This window comes from Curtobacterium sp. MCLR17_051, assembly GCF_003234395.1.
Classification (GTDB): domain Bacteria; phylum Actinomycetota; class Actinomycetes; order Actinomycetales; family Microbacteriaceae; genus Curtobacterium; species Curtobacterium flaccumfaciens.
The window spans coordinates 42,437-62,054 of the sequence record NZ_QKTA01000015.1 but is presented as its reverse complement, the minus strand read 5'-3'; the positions used below and the strand labels follow the sequence as shown (position 1 = coordinate 62,054).

General features: G+C 71.3%; 23 protein-coding genes. 11 read left to right on the top strand and 12 right to left on the bottom strand.

Annotated elements, in window-relative coordinates; all coding sequences use genetic code 11:
• Nucleotide 1: 1 nt before the first annotated feature.
• The 9 genes from DEJ06_RS12895 to DEJ06_RS12855 all read right to left on the bottom strand — a co-directional run bounded on the left by DEJ06_RS12895 (nucleotide 2) and on the right by DEJ06_RS12855 (nucleotide 6,203).
• Nucleotides 2-760, bottom strand: a complete 759-nt coding sequence (locus DEJ06_RS12895; protein WP_110894673.1) for a flagellar biosynthetic protein FliR — start codon at nucleotides 758-760, stop codon at nucleotides 2-4.
• The gene (locus tag DEJ06_RS12890; RefSeq protein ID WP_017887433.1) at nucleotides 760-1,035 is read right to left on the bottom strand and encodes a flagellar biosynthetic protein FliQ; all 276 of its coding nucleotides are present in this window, start codon (nucleotides 1,033-1,035) and stop codon (nucleotides 760-762) included. Before DEJ06_RS12890 ends, DEJ06_RS12895 begins: the two co-directional genes overlap by 1 nt.
• 9 nt (nucleotides 1,036-1,044) lie before the next feature.
• On the bottom strand, nucleotides 1,045-1,881 hold the full coding sequence (fliP, locus tag DEJ06_RS12885; RefSeq protein ID WP_027465540.1) for a flagellar type III secretion system pore protein FliP: 837 nt from the start codon (nucleotides 1,879-1,881) through the stop codon (nucleotides 1,045-1,047).
• On the bottom strand, nucleotides 1,878-2,438 hold the full coding sequence (locus DEJ06_RS12880) for a flagellar biosynthetic protein FliO (RefSeq protein ID WP_111039555.1): 561 nt from the start codon (nucleotides 2,436-2,438) through the stop codon (nucleotides 1,878-1,880). Before DEJ06_RS12880 ends, fliP begins: the two co-directional genes overlap by 4 nt.
• 7 nt (nucleotides 2,439-2,445) lie before the next feature.
• On the bottom strand, nucleotides 2,446-3,150 hold the full coding sequence (fliN, locus tag DEJ06_RS12875; RefSeq protein WP_111022848.1) for a flagellar motor switch protein FliN: 705 nt from the start codon (nucleotides 3,148-3,150) through the stop codon (nucleotides 2,446-2,448).
• Nucleotides 3,150-4,028: a flagellar motor switch protein FliM gene (locus DEJ06_RS12870; protein WP_084740413.1), complete on the bottom strand. Its 879-nt coding sequence runs from the start codon at nucleotides 4,026-4,028 to the stop codon at nucleotides 3,150-3,152. Before DEJ06_RS12870 ends, fliN begins: the two co-directional genes overlap by 1 nt.
• Before the next feature lie 120 nt (nucleotides 4,029-4,148).
• Nucleotides 4,149-5,078 carry a flagellar motor protein MotB gene (locus DEJ06_RS12865; RefSeq protein ID WP_111039554.1) on the bottom strand — a complete coding sequence of 310 codons (930 nt, stop codon included), beginning with the start codon at nucleotides 5,076-5,078 and terminating at the stop codon, nucleotides 4,149-4,151.
• A gap of 2 nt (nucleotides 5,079-5,080) precedes the next feature.
• Entirely contained in the window at nucleotides 5,081-5,905 is an 825-nt protein-coding gene (locus DEJ06_RS12860; RefSeq protein WP_111039553.1) for a motility protein A, read from the bottom strand.
• Between the two features lies 1 nt (nucleotide 5,906).
• Nucleotides 5,907-6,203: a flagellar FlbD family protein gene (locus tag DEJ06_RS12855; protein ID WP_027465534.1), complete on the bottom strand. Its 297-nt coding sequence runs from the start codon at nucleotides 6,201-6,203 to the stop codon at nucleotides 5,907-5,909.
• A 128-nt stretch (nucleotides 6,204-6,331) separates the two neighbouring features.
• On the opposite strand from DEJ06_RS12855, the gene DEJ06_RS12850 reads away from it, so the two are divergent.
• The 11 genes from DEJ06_RS12850 (at nucleotide 6,332) to DEJ06_RS12800 (ending at nucleotide 17,002) form a co-directional block, all read left to right on the top strand.
• Nucleotides 6,332-7,411: a hypothetical protein gene (locus DEJ06_RS12850; protein ID WP_111039552.1), complete on the top strand. Its 1,080-nt coding sequence runs from the start codon at nucleotides 6,332-6,334 to the stop codon at nucleotides 7,409-7,411.
• A 109-nt stretch (nucleotides 7,412-7,520) separates the two neighbouring features.
• Complete coding sequence (locus DEJ06_RS12845; RefSeq protein ID WP_111039551.1) at nucleotides 7,521-8,360, top strand: DUF4397 domain-containing protein; 840 nt, start codon at nucleotides 7,521-7,523, stop codon at nucleotides 8,358-8,360.
• 14 nt (nucleotides 8,361-8,374) lie between these two features.
• On the top strand, nucleotides 8,375-9,007 hold the full coding sequence (locus DEJ06_RS12840) for a class F sortase (protein WP_181436842.1): 633 nt from the start codon (nucleotides 8,375-8,377) through the stop codon (nucleotides 9,005-9,007).
• 68 nt (nucleotides 9,008-9,075) lie between these two features.
• Nucleotides 9,076-9,621, top strand: coding sequence for an RNA polymerase sigma factor (locus tag DEJ06_RS12835; protein WP_071244624.1), 546 nt, complete (start codon nucleotides 9,076-9,078; stop codon nucleotides 9,619-9,621).
• On the top strand, nucleotides 9,618-10,427 hold the full coding sequence (locus DEJ06_RS12830; RefSeq protein ID WP_111039549.1) for an anti-sigma factor domain-containing protein: 810 nt from the start codon (nucleotides 9,618-9,620) through the stop codon (nucleotides 10,425-10,427). The genes DEJ06_RS12835 and DEJ06_RS12830 overlap by 4 nt, the downstream gene beginning before the upstream one ends.
• Before the next feature lie 110 nt (nucleotides 10,428-10,537).
• Nucleotides 10,538-12,106, top strand: coding sequence for a UDP-N-acetylglucosamine 1-carboxyvinyltransferase (locus DEJ06_RS12825; RefSeq protein WP_027465528.1), 1,569 nt, complete (start codon nucleotides 10,538-10,540; stop codon nucleotides 12,104-12,106).
• Nucleotides 12,107-12,320: 214 nt separating this feature from the next.
• The gene (locus DEJ06_RS12820) at nucleotides 12,321-13,451 is read left to right on the top strand and encodes a DUF475 domain-containing protein (RefSeq protein ID WP_110863820.1); all 1,131 of its coding nucleotides are present in this window, start codon (nucleotides 12,321-12,323) and stop codon (nucleotides 13,449-13,451) included.
• A 157-nt stretch (nucleotides 13,452-13,608) separates the two neighbouring features.
• Nucleotides 13,609-15,210 carry a Na+/H+ antiporter gene (locus DEJ06_RS12815; protein ID WP_071404013.1) on the top strand — a complete coding sequence of 534 codons (1,602 nt, stop codon included), beginning with the start codon at nucleotides 13,609-13,611 and terminating at the stop codon, nucleotides 15,208-15,210.
• Nucleotides 15,211-15,475: 265 nt separating this feature from the next.
• Complete coding sequence (locus DEJ06_RS12810; RefSeq protein ID WP_111039548.1) at nucleotides 15,476-16,324, top strand: pentapeptide repeat-containing protein; 849 nt, start codon at nucleotides 15,476-15,478, stop codon at nucleotides 16,322-16,324.
• A 111-nt stretch (nucleotides 16,325-16,435) separates the two neighbouring features.
• Entirely contained in the window at nucleotides 16,436-16,591 is a 156-nt protein-coding gene (locus DEJ06_RS12805; protein ID WP_017887460.1) for a hypothetical protein, read from the top strand.
• 120 nt (nucleotides 16,592-16,711) lie between these two features.
• Entirely contained in the window at nucleotides 16,712-17,002 is a 291-nt protein-coding gene (locus DEJ06_RS12800; protein WP_111030022.1) for a helix-turn-helix transcriptional regulator, read from the top strand.
• A 25-nt stretch (nucleotides 17,003-17,027) separates the two neighbouring features.
• Here DEJ06_RS12800 and DEJ06_RS12795 read toward each other — a convergent pair whose 3' ends face one another.
• The 3 genes from DEJ06_RS12795 to DEJ06_RS12785 all read right to left on the bottom strand — a co-directional run bounded on the left by DEJ06_RS12795 (nucleotide 17,028) and on the right by DEJ06_RS12785 (nucleotide 19,352).
• A complete protein-coding gene (locus DEJ06_RS12795; protein ID WP_111039547.1) occupies nucleotides 17,028-17,717 on the bottom strand; it encodes a cation diffusion facilitator family transporter in 690 nt (229 codons plus the stop codon).
• Nucleotides 17,699-18,025, bottom strand: a complete 327-nt coding sequence (locus DEJ06_RS12790; RefSeq protein WP_111030020.1) for a helix-turn-helix transcriptional regulator — start codon at nucleotides 18,023-18,025, stop codon at nucleotides 17,699-17,701. The genes DEJ06_RS12795 and DEJ06_RS12790 overlap by 19 nt, the downstream gene beginning before the upstream one ends.
• A gap of 64 nt (nucleotides 18,026-18,089) precedes the next feature.
• On the bottom strand, nucleotides 18,090-19,352 hold the full coding sequence (locus DEJ06_RS12785) for a DUF1254 domain-containing protein (RefSeq protein WP_220036509.1): 1,263 nt from the start codon (nucleotides 19,350-19,352) through the stop codon (nucleotides 18,090-18,092).
• Nucleotides 19,353-19,618: the final 266 nt, after the last annotated feature.

Sequence of the window (19,618 nt, the reverse complement as noted above, 5' to 3'; positions counted from 1 at the left end):
GTCACCCCCGTCCCGTGATCGCCTCGACGGCGTCGCCGGTCAGCGAGGACACCACCGAGGGCAGGGCCATGAAGAGCGCGCCGGCGAACAGGACGGTCAGGCCGATCTTGATCGGGAAGCCCATCTGGAACGCGTTGAGCGCCGGTGCCACGCGGGTCAGCAGCCCGAGGCCGACGTCGGCCAGGAACAGCACGACGACGAGCGGTCCGGCGATCTGCAGGGTGGCGAGGAACATCTGCGACATCGCGGTCACGAGCATCGACGCGAGCCCGTCCACCGCGAAGGTGCCGGTGAGCGGCACGGCGTCGAACGACCGCACCAGGCCGCCGACGATGAGCTGGTAGCCGCCCGAGGTGAAGAGCAGCGCGAGCGCGGTCATCTGGAACAGGCGGGTGAACTGGGCGCCGTTGACCTGGGACTGCGGGTCGAACGCCTGCGCGAGCGTGAACCCGCCGAACAGGTCGATGAGCGCACCCGCGGACTGCACGGCGGCGAACACCAGGAACACCAGGAACCCGAGGGACAGCCCGACGACGAGCTGGGTGAGCAGGGCGAGCAGGAACGGCCCCGTCTCGAGCGACTCGTAGCCGACGGCGACGCGCGGGGCGACGCCGATGGCGAGCCCCAGCCCGAGGATCACCTTGACGGTGCCGGGGAACGCCCGGTACGAGAACGGCGGCGCGATGACGAAGAACGCGACGAGCCGGACGCCGGCGAGCATGGTCGCCTCCAGACGGTCGGCGTCGATGCTGAGCTCCATCAACCGGCCCCGAGCAGCTTCGGGATCATGTCGAAAGCGACGTGCGTGAACGCGATCATCTCCGAGATCATCCAGTTGCCGCAGACCACCAGGGCGATCGCGACGGCGACGGCCTTCGGCACGAACGAGAGCGTGACCTCCTGGATCTGCGTCACCGACTGGAACAGCGAGATCGCGAAGCCGACGACGAGCGAGGTGACGAGCACCGGGGCGGCGAGCTTGCCGGACACCAGGAGCGCCTGGAGCACGAGGTCGATGACGGCCTGCTGGTTCATGCGTGCCCCCTAGACAACGTGGTAGCTCTCGATGAGCGACGTGATGATGAGGCCCCAGCCGTCGACCAGCACGAAGAGCAGGATCTTGAACGGCAGCGAGATCATGACCGGCGGGAGCATCATCATGCCCATCGACATCAGGGCCGCGGAGACGACGAGGTCGATCACCAGGAACGGGATGAAGATGACGAACCCGATGATGAACGCGCTGCGGAGCTCAGAGATGATGAACGCCGGGATCACCGTCGTCATCGGCACGTCCGCCATCGACTTCGGGTTGTCCAGCCCGGCGGCGCGGGTGATCAGGGCGACGTCCTCGTCGCGGGTCTGGTGGAGCATGAAGGTCCGCAGGGGCTTCGTGCCGATCTCGACGGCCTGGTTGAAGTCGAGGTGGCCGGCCAGGTAGGGCTGCAGGGCGTCGTCGTTGATGTGCCCGAGCACCGGTGCCATCACGAACAGCGACAGGAACAGCGCCAGTCCGGCGATCACCTGGTTCGGCGGGATGGACTGCAGCCCGAGCGCGTTCCGGGTCATCGCGAGCACGACGAAGATCTTCGTGAACGACGTCATCATGAGCATCAGCGCGGGTGCGACGCTCAGCAGCGTGATGCCGATGAGCGTCACCACGGCCGACGACGGGGTGCCGTCCGGGCCGTTCACGCTGACGCTGAAGTCACCGGTCGCGGGGGCGGTCGGGGTCGCCGGGGCGGTGGGTTCGACGACACCGGCGGCGTGCGCACCGGTCGTCGTGAGCATCAGGAACCCGGCCACGACCGCCAGGCCGAGCAGGACGAGGGCGACGAGTCGACCCGACCGTGCCAGCCGGTGCGGCCCTGCCGCGGTCACCCGGCCCGCCGGTTCCGCAGCGCGGCGGCGGCCTGGCGCCAGGTGTCGACCGACAGGATCGAGCCCTGCAGCTGCTGGGCGCTCGGCACGGCGCGCTGCGGGCGACGGTTGCGCGGGCGCATCGGCAGCGGCGCGACGGCGCTGGTCGCGTCGGTCGTGCGGGTCACGTCGTCCGTGTCTGCCGGGAGGCCCGTGGTGGCGTCCGACTGCTGCGCGAGTTCCCGACCGAACGCGTCGGCCGACGGGGCGGGACGCACGGGCAGCGCCACCGGTCCGGTCACGATGGTGAGTTCCGGCGCGGGCGCCTGCCCGCTGGTGAGCAGGTTGACCCCGTGCTCGGACACGCCGAGCACGAGCCGCTCCCCCTCGACGTCGACCACGACGACGCTCGCCTTGCCGCCGATGCCCTGCCGACCGACGACCTCGACGGTCGCGGCACGACGGCCCGACGGGTTGCCCGAGAAGCGCTTGCGGCTCGCGCGGTGCAGCACCCACATGAGGGCGAGCACGACGCCGAGCGAGAGCGCGACGCGGAGGGTGACGACGAGGGTGTCCACGCGCGGGTCAGACCGTTTCGGCGACGTCGAGGATGCGGGTGATCCGGACCGCGTAGTCCTGGTCGACGACGACGACCTCGCCGTGCGCGATGAGGCGGCCGTTCAGCAGGACGTCGGCGGGGGCACCGGCACTGCGGTCGAGCTCGACGACGGCGCCGGGCTCCATGCCGAGCACGTCGCGGACCGACATCCGGGTGCGGCCGATCTCGACCGTCAGGGTCATCTCGACGTTGTTGATCCGGCCGAGGTTGCCGGCGGGCAGGTTCGCCACGACGGGCGCCGACACCGTGCCGTTCTCGCGGATCCGGATGCCGAACCACCCGGCGGGCAGGCCACCGGCGGTGAGTTCGAACACGACCGTGTCCGGGTCGGCCAGCAGCGACGCGGCCGACTCGCGGTTCGCCTCGCCGAGCACCCCGACGCCGAGGACCCCGGCCGCGGCCTCGAGCGACGGACGCAGGACGTCCGTGACGGCCACGATGCCGTGGTCGGTGCCTCCGGCGGCCGTGATCGACTCGAGGTCGGTGAGCACGAGCGCCAGGTCGGCCGACAGGCCGCCGACGAACGAGGCGACCACGGCGTCCGTCGCCGCGTCGAGCACGACCGGTGTCGCGCCTCCAGGCAGGAGCACCGCGGTCAAGGGGGCGGCCGTCGGGAGCTGCGCCGCGAGCGACTCGGCCGCTGCGGTGTGGAGGGTGGTCGTTTCGGTCATCAGTGCTGCTCCGTGCTCGTGGTGGTGACGACGATGCCGGCGAGGCGCGAGCCGTTCGCGCCGACCGCGGCGGTGCCGACGGGTTCGCCGTCGACCGCGATGGTGAGGGGCCGGTGCTGCGGGTGCGGCAGCGGCAGGACGTCGCCGACGGCGAGCCGCAGGACCTGCGTCGGCAGGACCGCGGCCGGGGCGAAGCGCAGGCTGACGCCCACGGGCACGCTCTCGAGCTGCGCGTCGAGCAGGGCTCGGGCGTCGGCAGGCGACACGTGCGCGGCGGCCTCGCCGAGCTGCGGCAGGACGGCCTCGGCCGGCAGGGCCAGCGTGCCGGGGGCGATGCGGTCGCCGACCCGGATCGAGAACGAGGCGACGATCATCAGGTCGCCCTTCTGCGCGGCCTGGGCGAACTGGCTGTTGAACTGGAACCCGCCGACCGTGACGTCCTGCGCGAGCAGCCCGCCGAACGAGTAGCGGAGGTCGTCGAGGGCGTCCTCGACGATCTTGCGGACCAGGGCCTGCTCGATGGGCGTGAAGGTGCGGTCCGGGGTCGGCAGCGGCTTCGAGGCGCCCAGCGCGTGGGACACCCACGTCAGCGCGGCGTCGAGCGGGACCTGCAGCACGCCCTTCGGGGTCAGGCCGGTGATCGGCAGCAGCACCATGCCGGTGAGCGCGGGCAGCGACGCGGCGTACTCGTCGTACGTCGTCATCTCCACCTGCTCGCAGGTGACCTGGCTGACCGCGCGGACCTTCGCCGTCAGCTGCGTGCCCCACTGGCGCGCGAACGTCTCGAAGGCGAGCTCGAGGACCCGGGCGTGCTCACGGGCCAGCGTCGACGGGCGCGCGAAGTCGTACACCTCGGGCGCTGGCAGGGTCTCGGTCACGGGTGCGTCTATCGGTCACCTGTGGGGCACCCGTCAGTGCTGTACCCCGTAGTGGGGCGGTGGCGGCAGCGCTCGTGCGCTCCGCACGGTGCGTGTCTCAGCCCTGCTGCGCTCCGTGTCTCAGCCCTGCTGTGCTCCGTCCTGCGCCTTCGCCAGCGCCGGCATGAGGGCGCTGACGTCCTGGTCGGCGTTCGACAGGACCACGATGTCGACCCGCCGGTTCAGGGCGAGGTCCTGCTCGGTGCCGCCCTTCGCCAGCGGTCGGCTCGACCCGAACCCGACGCTCTGCACGTGGTCGCCGGGCATCCCGCCCCGCTCGACCAGATCGCGCAGGACCCCGGTCGCCCGTGCTGCGCTGAGCTCCCAGTTGGTGGCGTACGGCGCGGTCGAGTTCCGCTGGTCGGCGTGGCCCTCGACGCTGACGTCGTGGTCGGAGGTCTTCAGCACCGGCGCGATGGCGTCCATGATCGACCGCGCCTGGTCGGACAGGTCCGCGCTGTTCGTGCCGAAGTACGTCTCGCTGCCGATCAGCCGGACGATCAGACCGCGGGCGTCCACGGTGAACTGGACGTTCTCGGTCTGACCCGCCTTCGCCAGGTTGCGCTGGATCGCACGCTCGAGCTTCGTCAGGTCGTCGAGCTCGCGCTTCGCCTCGGCGAGGTCCTGCTTGCTCGCCGTCGTCGGCACCACCGTCGACGCGGGGTCGACGTTGGTGTCCTTCGTGCCCGACGACGCGGTCGAGTGGTCGGCCTGGGACTCGTCCGTCGAGTAGCCGGAGCCGTCCTCGACCTGGTCCTTCGTCACGACGGTGCCGCTCGCGGTGTCGATCTTCTGCGAGTCGACCTCGCCGAAGCCGGTGGCGAGCGACTGCTTCAGCTGGATGTACTTCTCCTGGTCGACGGTGGACATCGCGAAGAGCACGAGGAACATGCACATCAGCACCGTGATCATGTCCATGTACGACGCCATCCAACGCTCGTCGGGGTGCTCGGCCTCGTCGTGGGACTTCTTCGCGCGGCCGCGGCCGCGGCCCCGGGGGTTGGCGCTCACGGTCAGGCCGCCAGCTGCTGGTCGTCGGCCGCGTCGGCCTTCTTGCCGGCCTTGCCGCCCTTGCCGCCCGTGTCGGCGCGTGCAGCGGGCGGGACCATGGCCTTCAGCCGCTCACCGAGCAGACGGGGCTGGCTGCCGGCCTGCACCGCGAGCAGCCCCTCCATGAGGAGCGTCTGGCGGTCCGACTCGAGCTGGGCGAGCTTGCGGAGCTTGCCGCCGATCGGCAGCCACATGAAGTTCGCGGTCAGCAGGCCCCACAGGGTGGCGACGAACGCGCTGGCGATCAGCGGTCCGAGCTCGTCGGGCTTGCCGAGGTTCGCGAGCACGTGGGTCAGCGAGACCACGGTGCCGATGATGCCGACGGTCGGGGCGAAGCCGCCGAGGCCCATGAAGAACGCGCTCGCGCTCCGGGTCGGGGCCGCGTTCGACTCGATCTCGTCCTCGAGCAGGATCCGCAGCTCGTCGCCGTCGGTGCCGTCCGCGATGTTCTGCAGCGCCTTCTTCATGAACGGGTCGTCGTGCTTGTCGGCTTCCTGTTCGAGGGCGAGCAGGCCGTTGGCGCGGGCGGTCTCGGCGAGCCCGACGACGTCGTCGATGACCGACGCCGGCGGGGTGACCTTGCCGGTGAACGCCTTCGGCACGGCCTTGAAGCTGGCGATCGCGTCCTTCAGCGTGGTGCTGGCGATGCCGCAGCCGATGGTGGCACCGAACACGAGCAGCATCGGGGCGGGCAGGAAGAGTCCCCCGAGCTCGACGTGCTCCATCTGGACCATGCCGAACAGGGCGCCGAAGGCGAGCAGGATGCCGACGATCGTTGCGATGTCCACGTCAGCGACCCCCGTCCAGCGCGCGGCCGTGCTGCGTGGAGCGGAGCGCGGCGACCGGGGCGAGCGTCGGCTGCGGGCCGGTGTTCGTGCGGGGGGCCTGGTCGGTGCCGTAGGCCATGCCGACGATGCGTGCGCGGTACGCGGCGATCAGGTCGATGACGTCGGCCATCGACTCCCGCACGATGTACTTCGCGCCGTCGACCATGATGAGCGTCGTGTCCGGCGTCTCCTGGATGCGCTCCACGAGATCGGGGTTCACAGCGAATCCGCTGCCGTTCAGTCGTGTGACGACGATCATGGCCCGTCCTGGTTCTCGATCGTCCCGCCGCCGTCCGTGGGGCGGGATGCGGGCCCGTCCGTGGGCCTGCACGGAGGACTATCGGCGGGTGCGACGGGTGCGTTAGCGGCCGTCACTAGCCTGGTTCGGTGATCGATGCCTCGGACCTGCTCGCCCACCCGCGTGGTCGGCGCTTCTGCCTGGAGCTCGTCAGCGGTGTCCAGGACCCCGACGACCCGGCCGCCCTGCAACTCGGCGACCTGCTCTTCTGGGCGGAGCACCACCTCGGCGTCGAACGCGGCGACGACCGAACGCTCTTCGGCATCGGTGGTGCGGTCGAACCCGAGCCGGCTCCGGACCTGGCAGCGGTGGCGAGCGCACTCGCGGCGGTGTCCCTGCCGTCCGTGGGCGAGGACGACGTCGTGGTCGCACTCGAGTCGACTGCGGAGAGCGCGCTGTGGTGGCAGCAGCCCGATGCGCTGGACGCGCTCCTCGCTCGGACGGACCTGCAGGCCGCGCTCCGGCGGCTCGCTCGCTGGGCGGTCGACAGCCCGGTCGTGCGCAGGCTCTTCGACCCGCAGGGCGGAGCATGGACCGTCGAGTTCGACGAGGACGAGCAGCCCCGACGTCCGGGAGCGGCAGAGGCGCTCGCTGACTGGTCCCGGGAACTGCGCCGCGAGGACGCCGAGGGGAACCCGGGGGTGGCCAGCGGTGTGTGGTGGACCACGCCGCCGTGGCCGCTCGCGCAGCACACGCGAGCGCCGTTCCCGTCCGCCGGGCCGCTGGCGCTCTGGGCGGTCGAGGACTCCTTCGGGCAGGAACGCGCCGTCGTCTCGGCGGTGCCGGCCGATGCCACGGCGCGCGTGTGCACCGTCGACGGTCCCGCCGACTGGGCCGCGCTGTGCCGACGCTGGCCGCTCGACGTGACGGGGACGACCCGACGGAACGACTGGGCCGTGGCGACCGGACGGCAGGGTGACTGGGTGCTGCCGGACTGGTCCGCGGTGGCCACCGAGCACGACGTCGTGCACCTGACCGTTGCGGGCTGGTTCCGCACTTCCGGGCTCGCCGTGCCGGTCGACGGCCGCCGCGCAAGCGTCGTCGCAGGGTGGACGCCGGACTCCGCGTACCGGCTCACCGACCGGGGAGCCGGGGACGAGGCCGTCACGGGCGATCCGGAGACCTGGTCGCGTCCGGGCAACGCAGGGGTCTGGCGCCGTCTCAGCTGATCCCCAGGAAATCGCTGCATCCGATCGGGGTGCTCCGGCGGTAGTGGGGGTACGACGTCGAGGACGACGTCGTCCGCACCGGCCCGGACAGGCCCGAAGGAGACACGTCATGCGCAAGACACTCGCCACCGGCCTCAGCGCCGGTGTCCTGTTCGCCGCCGCTGCGGCCGTACTGCCCGCGACCGCTGCGACCGCCGCCACCGGCGAGGCGACGCTCTCGGTCCTCCACGCCGTCCCCGACGTCACCGTCGACGTCTACCTCGACGGCGAACGTGCCATCGACGACTTCACCCCGGGCACCCTCGCCGGCCCGATGATGGTGCCGGCCGGTGCACACCAGCTCGCGATCACCGCCTCGGACGCCACCGACGCGTCGAAGCCGATCATCGGCCCGGCGGACGTCTCGTTCGACGCCGGCGGCAACTACACCGCCGTCGCCCACGACGCCGCAGACGGGTCACCCACCGCCACGGTGTTCACCAACGACACCTCGGCCGTCGCGGCCGGCCAGGGACGCCTGGTCGTCCGGCACGTCGCCGCCGCACCGGCCGTCGACGTCCTCGCCGGTGGGAAGGCCGTCGTGTCGAACCTGTCGAACCCCGACGAGCAGGCCCTCGAGCTGCCGGCCGGCACCGTGTCGGGGACCGTCGCCGCCACCGGGACCACCGACCCCGTGATCGGCCCGGCGGACGTCGCGGTCACCGCGGGCTCGTCGACCATCGTCTACGCCTGGGGCAGCCTGGACGACGACAACCTCGCCCTCGCCACGCAGACGATCGCCGACCTCGGTGGCACGCCGAACGGCGTCCCCGCCGGGAACGCCGGTCTCGTGGCCACGAACGACCAGGACCCCCTGCCCCTGGTCGGCGCAGCGGCGGCCGCACTGGCCGCCGCTGCCGCGATCGGGGCCGTGGTGCTCCGCCGCCGGCACGCAGCGACCCGCCGCTGAACGTGCCACGCCCCGTGCGGTCCGCCACGGTGACGCTCGTCGTCGCCGTGGCGGCCGCCGCCCTGACCGGGTGCTCGTCGGCCGGGACCACCCCCGGCGGGCAGCCGTCCGTCCTGCCGACCACCACCCCCACACCGGTCCCGTCGGCGTTCTCGACCGAGGTCCCGCAGCAGGCCGCCACGATCCCCCCGGTCCGGGACGCCCCCGCCCCCACCACCATCACGGTCGACCACGCCGGCATCCGCGCGCCGATCCGCCCCGAGGGGGTCGACGAGGACGGCGCGATGGCGCTGCCGCCCGACCCGGCGACCGCAGGCTGGTACCGGTTCGGTGCCGCACCGTCGTCCACCGAGGGCACCGTCGTGATCGCGGCCCACGTCGACGCGGTCGGCTACGGCATCGGCCCGTTCTCCCGGCTCGGCGACGCCCCGACCGGCACCCGGGTCACCCTGACCGACTCGGACGGTGCCGAGACCGCGTGGCGGATCGACTCCGTCAGCATGCTCGAGAAGCAGGGACTCCCCTGGGGCGAGGTGTTCCGTGACGACGGACCACGACGGCTCGTCCTGGTGACCTGCGGCGGGACGTTCGACGCAGCCACCGGACACTACGAGAGCAACCTCGTCGTCACCGCGGTCCCGGCCTGACCGTGGCGACGATCCGCCCCCTACGATCGGATCGTGGTCGACGACGACCGCGCCAGCGACAGGAAGACGTGACGACCATCCTCCCGGACGACAGCGAGCTCTCGGACGCGTTCCGCGCCGGGGGCGAGCACGCCCTGCGAGCCGTCTACGAACGGTGGTCGTCGCTCGTGTACTCGCTGGCCCTGCGCGCCCTGGCCGACCCGGCCGCCGCGGAGGACGTCACGCAGCAGGTCTTCGTGAAGGCCTGGCAGCGCAGCACGAGCTACGACCCCGGCCGCGCCCCGCTCGGCGCGTGGCTGGTCGGCATCACCCGGAACTGCATCGCCGACGCGCAGAACGAGCGCCGACGGCACGCCAGCGCCGCCGACCCGGACGTGGTCGAGGAGACCACCCCGGCGCCGGAACCGGCCTTCGACCTGGCCGAACGCGCACTGGTCGCCGGCGAGCTCGAGCGGCTCGACGAGGTCCCACGGCGCGTGATGCGACTGGCGTTCTACGACGACCTCAGCCATCGTGAGATCGCCGAACGGCTCGAACTGCCGCTGGGCACCGTCAAGAGCCACATCCACCGAAGTCTGGCTCGGCTCCGAACACGTCTGGAGGTGATCGAATGAAGCACGTCGACGACGAGACGCTGGCGATGCTCGCGGTCTCCGACCAGGTCGCCGCGGACGACGTCGCCGAGCACCTGGCGTCCTGCGACCGGTGCCGCGACGAGGTGGCCGCGCTGCAGCGGGTCGCCGCGGTGACCCGGGCGTCCGAGGACGTCACGCTGGCCGCGCCCCCGGAGCACGTGTGGGACCGGATCGCGGCCGAGATCGCCCGGACGCCGCAACAGGCCGCGGCCCCGGCGACCGATCCAGGACGAGCGGCCGAACGCGCATCCGAAGGGGCGCCCGACGGGACCCGGACTGGCGCGCAGCACCACGCCGTGGCACGCCGACCCCGATCCCGTCCTCGTCGTCGCCGTGTCCTGGCGCTGGTGATCGCCGGCGCCGGTGTCCTCGCCGTCGTCCTCGGCATCGGTGTGGCGTCGGGGGTCGTCCCCGGACTCCCACGCGGCGACACCGAGACCGTCCTGGCGAACACCGAGCTCGCCGCACTGCCCGGTTGGTCGGGGACGACCGGTCGCGCCGAACTCGAACGGGATCAGGACGGCAGGGTGACCCTGCTCGTCGACCTGCACGGTGAGCGCGGTCGCTCCGGCACCGGTCCGCTCCGTGAGGTCTGGATGATGCGGTCGGACCTCGGCGGACTGGTGAGCGTCGGCTACCTCGACGGCGACCAGGGCCGCTTCACGGTGCCCGACGGCGTCGACACCGCGGAGTTCCCCGTGGTGGACGTCTCGGCCGAGGCCGACGACGGTGATCCGGCGCACTCCGGTGACTCCATCGTCCGAGGCACCCTGACCGATCCCTGAGCAGTTTCGTCCCCCGAAATTCCCAACTGTGACGTATTCGAGACCTCAGGACGCGCAACGGGTGTCGATCTTCCACTGCTTTATCTCATGAGCGTGTTAGCGTAGCGCGCATGACCGACACCACCACCGTCGTCTCGCCGGCATCTCCGGCGACCGCAGCACCCCTCCGTGAGGTCGGCGCCCTGATCCGGGGCGCCCGCAAGGGCCGCAGCATGACGCAGGCCCAGCTCGCCGAACGCGTCGGCACCAGCCAGAGCGCCATCAACCGCATCGAGCAGGGCGGGCAGAACCTGTCCCTCGAGATGCTCACCCGCATCAGCGACGCCCTCGACCAGCAGATCGTCTCGATCGGCGGCGCCCCGCAACGTGCCCACCTGCGCGTGCAGGGCGGCCGGAAGCTCAGCGGCTCCATCGCGGTGAACTCGAGCAAGAACGCCGCCGTGGCACTGCTCTGCGCCTCGCTGCTCAACCGCGGCGTGACCCGGCTGCACAAGGTCGCCCGGATCGTCGAGGTCGACCGCATCATCGACGTGCTCCGCAGCCTCGGTGCGAGCGTCACCTGGTCGGAGGACGGCGAGACCCTCGAGATCGTCGCCCCCGACGACCTGCACCTCGACGCGATCGACGCCGACGCCGCCCGCCGCACCCGCAGCGTGCTCATGTTCCTCGGCCCGCTCAGCGGCCGGTACGAGTCCTTCCGCCTGCCCTACGCCGGCGGCTGCGACCTCGGCACCCGCACGGTCGAGCCGCACCTCATCGCGCTCCGCCCGTTCGGCGTGGACGTCGAGGCGACCTCCGGCTGGTACGAGGTCGACGTCGCGAACCAGGCCGTCCCCACCAAGTCGGTCGTGCTCACCGAGCGCGGCGACACCGTGACCGAAAACGCGATCCTGGCCGCCGCGGCCCGCGACGGCGAGACCGTCATCCGGAACGCCAGCCCCAACTACATGGTGCAGGACCTCTGCTTCTTCCTCGAGCTCCTCGGGGTGCAGATCGAGGGCATCGGCACCACCACGCTCCGCATCACCGGCAAGAGCAAGATCGACGAGGTCGTGGACTACTGGCCGAGCGAGGACCCGGTCGAGGCGATGAGCCTGCTGACCGCCGGCATCGTCACCGCGTCGACCCTCACCGTGACCCGGGCGCCGATCGAGTTCCTCGAGATCGAGCTCGCGACCCTGGCCGAGATGGGCCTGCGCTTCGACGTCAGCGAGGAGTACGCAGCCGCCAACGGCCGCACCCGTCTCGTCGACATCACGGTGCACCCATCCGAGCTGCACGCGCCGATCGACAAGATCCACGCGATGCCGTTCCCCGGCCTGAACATCGACAACCTGCCGTTCTTCGTCGTGATCGCGGCCATGGCCGAGGGCACCACGCTCGTGCACGACTGGGTCTACGAGGGCCGGGCGATCCACCTGCTCGACCTCACCCGCCTGGGCGCGAGCGTCACCCTGCGTGACCCGCACCGCCTCGACGTCACCGGCCCGACGCACTTCTCCGGGGCCGAGATCAGCTGCCCGCCGGCACTGCGGCCCGCCGTGGTGATCCTGCTGGCGATGCTCGCGGCGAAGGGCGAGAGCGTCCTGCGCAACGTCGGCATCATCGCCCGTGGCTACGAGCAGCTGCAGGAGCGCCTCAACTCGCTCGGCGCGTCCATCGAGACGTTCCACGACTGACGCTGAACCCCCGCAAGACACCGGTGTTCGCCGGTTGAACACGCGCAAACCGCGGTTCAGCACGCGAACACCGGTGTTTTGCGTTTCCCCCGACCGGCCCGTCCCCGCAAGTGGGGACGGGCCGTCACCCGTTCTGCGGGGTCCCCACGGGCCTCCAGGCCGATGCCCAGGAGCGCTCCATGCGCCGCCCAGCCCGACCGTGCTGGATGGGCAGATGGCCACGAGATCACTCCTGACCGTCCCCCTGCTCATCACCGTCGCGGCCGCCGCGGCGGCCTGGCTGGTGCTCGGCCCCGCCGCAGCGCTCGCCTTCGTCGCCCTCGCGTTCCTCGAGATCGCGATGGCCGCGGACTCGTCCGTGCCGATGGCCGGCATCGCCGGCCGACTGCACTCCCCCGCCCGGCGGCTGTTCCTGTCGCTCGGGATCGTCGCGGGCGTGCTCGCGATGCGCCTGCTCCTGCCGCCGGCCGCCGTCGCGGTCGGTGACGCGACCGACCCGGCCAGCTCGGTGGAGGAAGCCGTCTTCGCGCCCGGCTCGTTCTCCGCGCACCTGGCCGAGGTGCGTCCGGCCCTCGCCGCCTTCGGCGCCGCGTTCATCTGGCAGGTCTTCGCCGAGTACCTGTTCAACACCGACCGCGCGTCCCGCAGGTCGTGGCTGGGCAGCCTGGAGGCGCGGCTCGCCTCCGTCGCACGACCGCGCGTCTGGTCGCTGGTCACCGCTGCGACGGGGGTCGTCGTGACCTCCGTGCTCGTCGGGTCGCGTTCCGGCTGGGCCGCCGGTGCGCTGTTGCCGGTCGCGCTCGGTGGGGTGGCCGGCCTCGCCGCGTACCTCGTGTCGAAGCGGACCGCGGCGTGGGCGCTTCGCGGTGGCCCCGGCGGCGGGTCGGACACGGCGTCGATCGGCGTGGGCCGGGGAGCCTGGCGCATCCACCTGTACGCGTCGACGGTCGTGTTCGAGCGGGGGCTCGTCGTGTTCATGCTGTTCGAAATCCTCGACGGCGTGTACAGCCTGTCGGGGTCCGGGCCGCTCGGGTCGGACGGGCTCGGGGCGCTCGAGCAGGCCGCCGTCGCCATCGGGGCGATCGGGGTGGGCGCGGTGTTCCTGGCCCGCCTGACCTCGCGGGTCGACCAGGCTGCGGGGCTCAAGCGGCTGCGATATCTGAAGGCCGGGGCGGCGTACGTGCTCGGGGTGCTGTCGGTGCTGCTGTGGGCGAGTCTGCTCGTGCCGATCCCGGGCGTCGTCGTGGGGTGGTTCGGCACCGTCGTGATCGGGTCCGCGCTGGTGAGTTCCCTGCCGTGGCGCGCGTGGTGGCGGCGGGTGGTGCGGCGGCCGCGGGCGGTGTGAGCGGGCGCTCGTGACGCGTCGTCCGCTGTGGTGCGGCGAGTCGTTCGGCTGTGCGCGGCGCGTCGTCCGGCTGTGTGCGGCGCGTCGTCCGGCTGTTCTGGAAGGATCCACCGTGGATCGGCGTTGACTGGCGGGTCGGACGACGATCGGAGTGCACGTGCTGGGACCGGAACTGGTGGTCGTGCTCGGCCTCGCCATCGCACTGACGGCGGCCGTGGCCGACCGGATCCGGATCGCACCACCCGTGCTGCTCCTGGTCTTCGGCGCGCTGCTCGGGCTCGTGCCGGAGTTCGCGGACGTCGAGCTCCCCGCCGAGGCCGTGCTGCTGCTGTTCCTGCCGGCGCTGCTCTACTGGGAGAGCCTGACGACGTCGCTCCGCGAGATCCGGAAGAACCTGCGCGGCATCGTCCTGATGGGCACCCTGCTCGTCGTGGTGACCGCCGGTGCCGTCGCCGTCCTGCTGCACCTGCTCGGGATGCCGTGGGGACCGGCCTGGGTGCTCGGCGCCGCGGTCGCCCCGACCGACGCGACCGCGGTCGGCGTGCTCACGAAGATGCTGCCGCGGCGGAACGTCACGGTGCTCCGCGCCGAGAGCCTGGTGAACGACGGCACCACCCTCGTCGTCTACGGCATCGCGGTGGCCGTCACCGTCGGCACGCAGGAGCTCACGTTCTGGGGCGTGTCCGGCATGCTCGTCCTGTCCTACATCGGCGGGGTCGCCGCCGGGCTCGCGGCCGCGTGGATCGGGACGATGGTGCTGCGGCGCGTCGACACCGTCGTGCTCGAGAACCTCGTCACCCTGCTCGTGCCCTTCGCAGCCTTCCTGGCCGCCGAGGCCATTGGTGCCTCCGGCGTGCTCGCCGTCGTGGCGGCCGGCATCGTCGTCAGCCAGGTCGGCCCCAAACTCGACCGTGCCGAGACCCGCCAGCAGGTGCGCGCGTTCTGGTCGTTCCTGACCTTCCTGCTCAACGGCGCACTCTTCGTCCTGGTCGGCATCGAGGCGATGGTCGCCGCACGCGCACTCGACCCCGCCGACCTGCTGCGCGGGACCGGGATCGTCTTCGCGGTCGCGGTGCTGCTCGTCATCGTGCGGTTCGCGTTCCTCAACGCCGCGGGCGGGACCATCTGGCTCGTCACCCGACGCACCGGCGGAGAACCACGCGAGGGGCACCGCGACCGGCTGGTCAGCGGGTTCGCCGGCTTCCGGGGCGCGGTGTCGCTCGCGATGGCCGTCGCCGTGCCGCGCACCCTCGAGTCCGGTGGCGACTTCCCCGAGCGGGACCTCATCGTCTTCGTCACCGCCGGCGTGGTCATCGTCACGATCGTCGGGCAGGCCCTCGTGCTGCCGGCCGTCCTGCGCCGCGCCGCGCTCCCCGAGGACGAGTCCGTCAGCGAGGAACGTCGCTACGCCGAACGCACCGCCATCGAGGAGGCGCTCGATGCGCTTCCCCGCCTCGCACGGTCGACCGGAGCCGATCGTGCCACCGTCGATCGCCTGCGGAAGGAGTACGAGGCGCACCTCGACGTGATCGAGGCCCGCGAAGGGGACGACGACGACCACCCCGCGCTGCAGCGGCACGACAACGCGGTCGCCCTCGAGCTCGCACTCGTCCAGCACAAGGCGAACACCCTGTTGCGCCTGCGGGACGCCGACGAGATCGACGACCTGGTGTTGCGTCAGGTGCGCGCCGGGTACGACGCGGAAGAGGCGCGGCTGGACGGCATCGAATCGGTGGCGTCACCGCCCACATCGTCGTAGGGCGACTCCGGGCACACCTGGTCGAAACGGGCGTACCCGGTCGGTCGTTCCGACCAGGTACGCCCGTTCCGCCTTCCCATCGCACCGGGAACGCTAGCCTGGCCGCAGTGATCCTCCGTCTCTCTCGGTGACCCACCGGTCACCCAGCACCACCGGTTCGCCCCGCCGACGCGCGGGGGTGGTCTCGTGCGCCCGGACGGGGAACTCCACCAGGAGTTCCCCCGCCCCCGGCACACCATCCAGACCACCAGAGGAAGACCACTCCATGACGACCACCGACCGGTCCGCCCTGCGCGCGGACTGCGGCAACTGCTTCGCGCTCTGCTGCACCGCCTTCGGGTTCCAGCGCTCCGCCGACTTCCCGATCGACAAACCCGCCGGCACCCCTTGCGGCAACCTCGCTGACGACTTCTCCTGCTCCATCCACGAGGCGCTGCGGCCGCGAGGGTTCCGGGGCTGCACCGTCTTCGACTGCTCCGGTGCTGGCCAGTTTGTGTCGCAGACCCTCTACGACGGGGTCAGTTGGCGTGACCACCCGGACTCCCGCGCGGAGATGTTCCGGGTGTTCCCGATCGTCCGCAGGTTGCACGAGATGCTCTGGCACCTCGCCGAGGCACAGGACCGTGCGGTGACCCCGGACTCGTCAGACGACGCTGCCTTCCTCGCGCAGGAGATCCGCCGAAGCCTCGACGCCGGTCGGCCGACGCTCCTCGCGCTGGACGTCGAGCCGCTGCACGCTCGAGTACGCGACGTCCTGATCGAGGTGAGCGCCGAGGTCCGAGGCCGGTACAACGCCGGTGCGGACGACGCTCCGGACGGCCTGCTGCGACCGGAGGCGGACCTCGCCGGTCGCGACCTCCGCGCACGGTCGCTGCGCGGGGCCGACCTGCGGGGAGCCACGCTGATCGCGGCAGACCTGCGCGGTGCCGACCTGTCCGGTGTCGACCTGCTCGGTACCGACCTACGGGATGCGCGGGTCGACGGAGCGGACCTGTCCACGGCGGTGTTCCTCACACAGGCGCAGGTGAACGCGGCACGCGGTGACTCCGCCACTCTGGTGCCCGACGGGATCGACCCTCCGTCGCATTGGTCGTCGACGGCGATCGAGCGCTGAGTGAGCTCGGTTCCGGGGCTGACATCCGTTCTCATCTATAAATGTATTGCTACTTCTGCATATGTGATCTACGCTGAGGGCATCCCAATCAACGATCAGCAGGAGGTCACCATGGCCGAGCACGAGAACAGCGCAGAGCACACCGTCGCCGAGCACACCCACCAGGACGGCTGCGGCCACGAGACGGTCCAGCACGAGGACCACGTCGACTTCGTCCACGACGGACACAAGCACGCCCAGCACGGCGACCACTACGACGAGCACTGATCTCCTGATCAGCGCAGGCCCGTGATCAGCACCGATCGACGGACCTGCACGACGGCCCCGACGCACCGCGCCGGGGTCGTCGTGTTGCATGCACGTATGCGCGTGCGCTTACATGAGTCCATGTCAGACGGGATCGAAGCAGCAGCCGAACTCTTCAAGGCGCTGTCCTCGCCCGCCCGACTCCGGATCCTGTCGGCGTTGATCTCCCAGCCTTCCGACGTCGGCTCCCTCGCCGAAGCGACCGAGCTGTCGCAGCCCCTGGTGTCCCAGCACCTCCGCACGCTGCGGCTCGCGGGCATCGTGCAGGTCGAGCGCATCGGGCGGAACGCGGTCTACTCGCTGCACGACGAGCACATCGCGCACATCGTCGGCGATGCGGTCAGCCACGTCCGCGAGACCGAAGCCGACTGAACCGCCGGCCGCGGGCAGACTTCGCTCAACAGCAGTCGCAGCCGTCGCCCTCGCGCTCCCCCGTCAGCGCCGACACCGGCTGCTTGCACGCGTCACCGCGCCAGGCTTCAAGTCCCTCGCGCACGGCGAACACCACCACGACGAGTCCGGCGAGCGGATCGGCCCACCACCAGCCGAACAGGCTGTTCGCCAGCAGGCCGAGCAGCACCGCCGCCGACAGGTAGCTGCAGATCAAAGTCTGCTTCGAGTCGGCGATCGCCGACGCCGAACCGAGTTCGCGTCCGGTCCGCCGTTCGAGGAGGCTCAGGAACGGCATGACGGCCAGGCTCACCGCGGCCAGGACGATGCCGACCGGACTGTGCTCCGGCGACCGGACACCCGTGAAGGTCAGGACGGCATCGACACTGACCACGACGGCGAGCCCGAAGAACGAGACCGCGATCACCCGCAGTGCCGTTCGTTCCCGGGCCTCCGGGTCGCGCCCGGCGAACTGCCACGCGACGGCCGCTGCCGACAGGACCTCGACGATCGAGTCGAGCCCGAAGCCGATCAACGCGGTGGACGAGGCAACCGAACCGGCGGCGATCGCCACGCCGGCCTCGATCACGTTGTAGGCGATGGTCGCCGCGACGATCCACCGGATCCGTCGCCGGAGCACGCCGACACGAGCCGGTGCGAGCGACACCGCGGCCGTGGTCACCGCTCGACCTCGCATCCGTCGTCGTCGGCAACGTCCACCGCGAGCACCACGTCGACCAGGGACTCGAGCGCGCGGGTGAGGTTGCGGTCCGCGATCTCGTAGCGGGTCCGACGCCCCTCGGGCACGGCGACGACGATCCCGCAGCCGCGCAGGCACGCCAGGTGGTTCGACACGTTCGTCCGCGTCAGCTCGAGTTCCTCGGCGAGTCGCGCTGGGTAGCCGGGTCCGTCGAGCAGCCGGAGCAGGATCCGCGCACGCGTGGGGTCGGAGAGCGCCCGCCCGAGACGGTTCAGCACGTCGTACCGCGAGGCAATGGTCAGCATGCGCTGACCATACGACGAAGGGAGGACGCGGAGCAAGTGCGGAGGCCCCGCTGATCCTGGCCGCTCAGGGTGTGCTGATCGCCGGCACCGGTGTGAACACCGGAGGCGTGAAGTCACCGTCCTGGATGGCTGTGCTCGGTCCGTAGAGACGGAGGATGAGGTACGAGTCCTTCTCGGGGATCGGGAGGAACTCCGGGTCGTCGGCGTGCGCGTCGACGTCGGCGCTGAGCAGGATCGAGTACATGCCGTTCTCGTCCGGTGTGAGCGTCCGGTCACCGCGACTGTGGCGGTTGATGCTGTTGTGGGCCATCAAGCGGTCGTCCTCCCCGTACACGGTGACCGACCAGAACTCCGAGACGTCCGGAGCGGGGAAGCTCGCGCGGAACTCGCGTCCCCCCGACCCGTTGATGTACTCGTTCGACCCCGCAGCGGACTCGATCTTGACGTACACCGACTCGACTGCGGGCAGTCCCCACTGTCCGACGAGTGTCCCGAAGTCGAAGACGTCCCGGGGCGCGTCCTGCAGTTCGTCACGAGTGCCGAGGACGCCCTTGGAGCTGGACACCGTGGGGACGAGCTCCGTCAGGTGCTGCATCCCGAGTGCTTCGCCGCGCGCGGCGGCGTCGAGCTGGTCGTCGGAGAACTCGGTCCGACCGGGTTCGACGCCGACGGCGTCGAGGCCGACGAGCCAGGCGGCGTCCGCCCGGGCCATCGATCCGTCCGCGAGGAGGAAGTCCACTCTGTGCAACCACGTCGTCGCGGCGGGGTCAGGGAAGTCCCGGACCACCGGCGCCGGTGCGCGGGTGCCTCCGTGCTCCGACAAGGTCTCGAGGGTCCACTGGTCCTGGAGCGAGCGGGCGATCTCGAGGTCCGCACCACCCGTCGTCATGATCCGCCCCATCACCTTGATGAGGTTCGAGTCGGAGCGGATCACCTCGTCCACGCCGTCCGGGACCTCGCCGGCCCAGTCGCGCGCCGCGAAGAGGAACGTGCCGCCGGAAGCCCCACGGGTCCGATAGCCGATCATCGCCGTCGTGTAGTGCCCCATGTCCATCGTGTGCAGGATCCAGTAACGGTCGCCGTCCACGTCCGGGACGCGCACCACGACGGGTTCCGCAGCGACGTCGAACCACCCCTGCAGGTGCAGCGTGTCGTTGTTGATCGTCGGGTGCGCCGTGTACGTGTCGTCAGCGAGGTCGCGGAGCTTCTGGAACTCGTTGAGCCGGACTCCGGGATCGATCGTCGTCTCGTACAGGAACTCGTACGCCTTCTCCATCGAGTACCCGTAGAGGTACGCGTCCCGCGCGGTGTCGTCCGAGATGCCCACTGTCGTTCCCTTCGTCGACGAGACGGTCGGCATCCACGACGGCGCCGACCCGCTGCACGAGCGTCGCAGCGCGCAGACGAGCACGTCTCCCCCGGACCGGGTGAACTCCGACCCGGTTCGGTCAGGGCCGGACGACGACCCGCAGACACGCAGACACGCAGACCCGCAGACCCGCCTGCCCGCCTGCCCGCCTGCCCGCCGACCCGCAGACCCGCAGCGCAGGGGGATATCACCCCGATGGGGCGAGCCAGTCGCCCGCAAGGACC

Excerpts from the sequence above, each read along its gene's own strand:
- DEJ06_RS12830 (WP_111039549.1), top strand. The coding sequence starts at position 9,618 with ATGAAGCACGTCGACGACGAGACGCTGGCGATGCTCGCGGTCTCCGAC.
- DEJ06_RS12795 (WP_111039547.1), bottom strand. The coding sequence starts at position 17,717 with ATGCGAGGTCGAGCGGTGACCACGGCCGCGGTGTCGCTCGCACCGGCT.
- DEJ06_RS12810 (WP_111039548.1), top strand. The coding sequence starts at position 15,476 with ATGACGACCACCGACCGGTCCGCCCTGCGCGCGGACTGCGGCAACTGC.
- DEJ06_RS12890 (WP_017887433.1), bottom strand. The coding sequence starts at position 1,035 with ATGAACCAGCAGGCCGTCATCGACCTCGTGCTCCAGGCGCTCCTGGTG.
- DEJ06_RS12845 (WP_111039551.1), top strand. The coding sequence starts at position 7,521 with ATGCGCAAGACACTCGCCACCGGCCTCAGCGCCGGTGTCCTGTTCGCC.
- fliN (WP_111022848.1), bottom strand. The coding sequence starts at position 3,150 with ATGACCGAAACGACCACCCTCCACACCGCAGCGGCCGAGTCGCTCGCG.
- DEJ06_RS12855 (WP_027465534.1), bottom strand. The coding sequence starts at position 6,203 with ATGATCGTCGTCACACGACTGAACGGCAGCGGATTCGCTGTGAACCCC.
- DEJ06_RS12790 (WP_111030020.1), bottom strand. The coding sequence starts at position 18,025 with ATGCTGACCATTGCCTCGCGGTACGACGTGCTGAACCGTCTCGGGCGG.
- DEJ06_RS12800 (WP_111030022.1), top strand. The coding sequence starts at position 16,712 with ATGTCAGACGGGATCGAAGCAGCAGCCGAACTCTTCAAGGCGCTGTCC.
- DEJ06_RS12825 (WP_027465528.1), top strand. The coding sequence starts at position 10,538 with ATGACCGACACCACCACCGTCGTCTCGCCGGCATCTCCGGCGACCGCA.
- DEJ06_RS12895 (WP_110894673.1), bottom strand. The coding sequence starts at position 760 with ATGGAGCTCAGCATCGACGCCGACCGTCTGGAGGCGACCATGCTCGCC.
- DEJ06_RS12820 (WP_110863820.1), top strand. The coding sequence starts at position 12,321 with ATGGCCACGAGATCACTCCTGACCGTCCCCCTGCTCATCACCGTCGCG.
- DEJ06_RS12805 (WP_017887460.1), top strand. The coding sequence starts at position 16,436 with ATGGCCGAGCACGAGAACAGCGCAGAGCACACCGTCGCCGAGCACACC.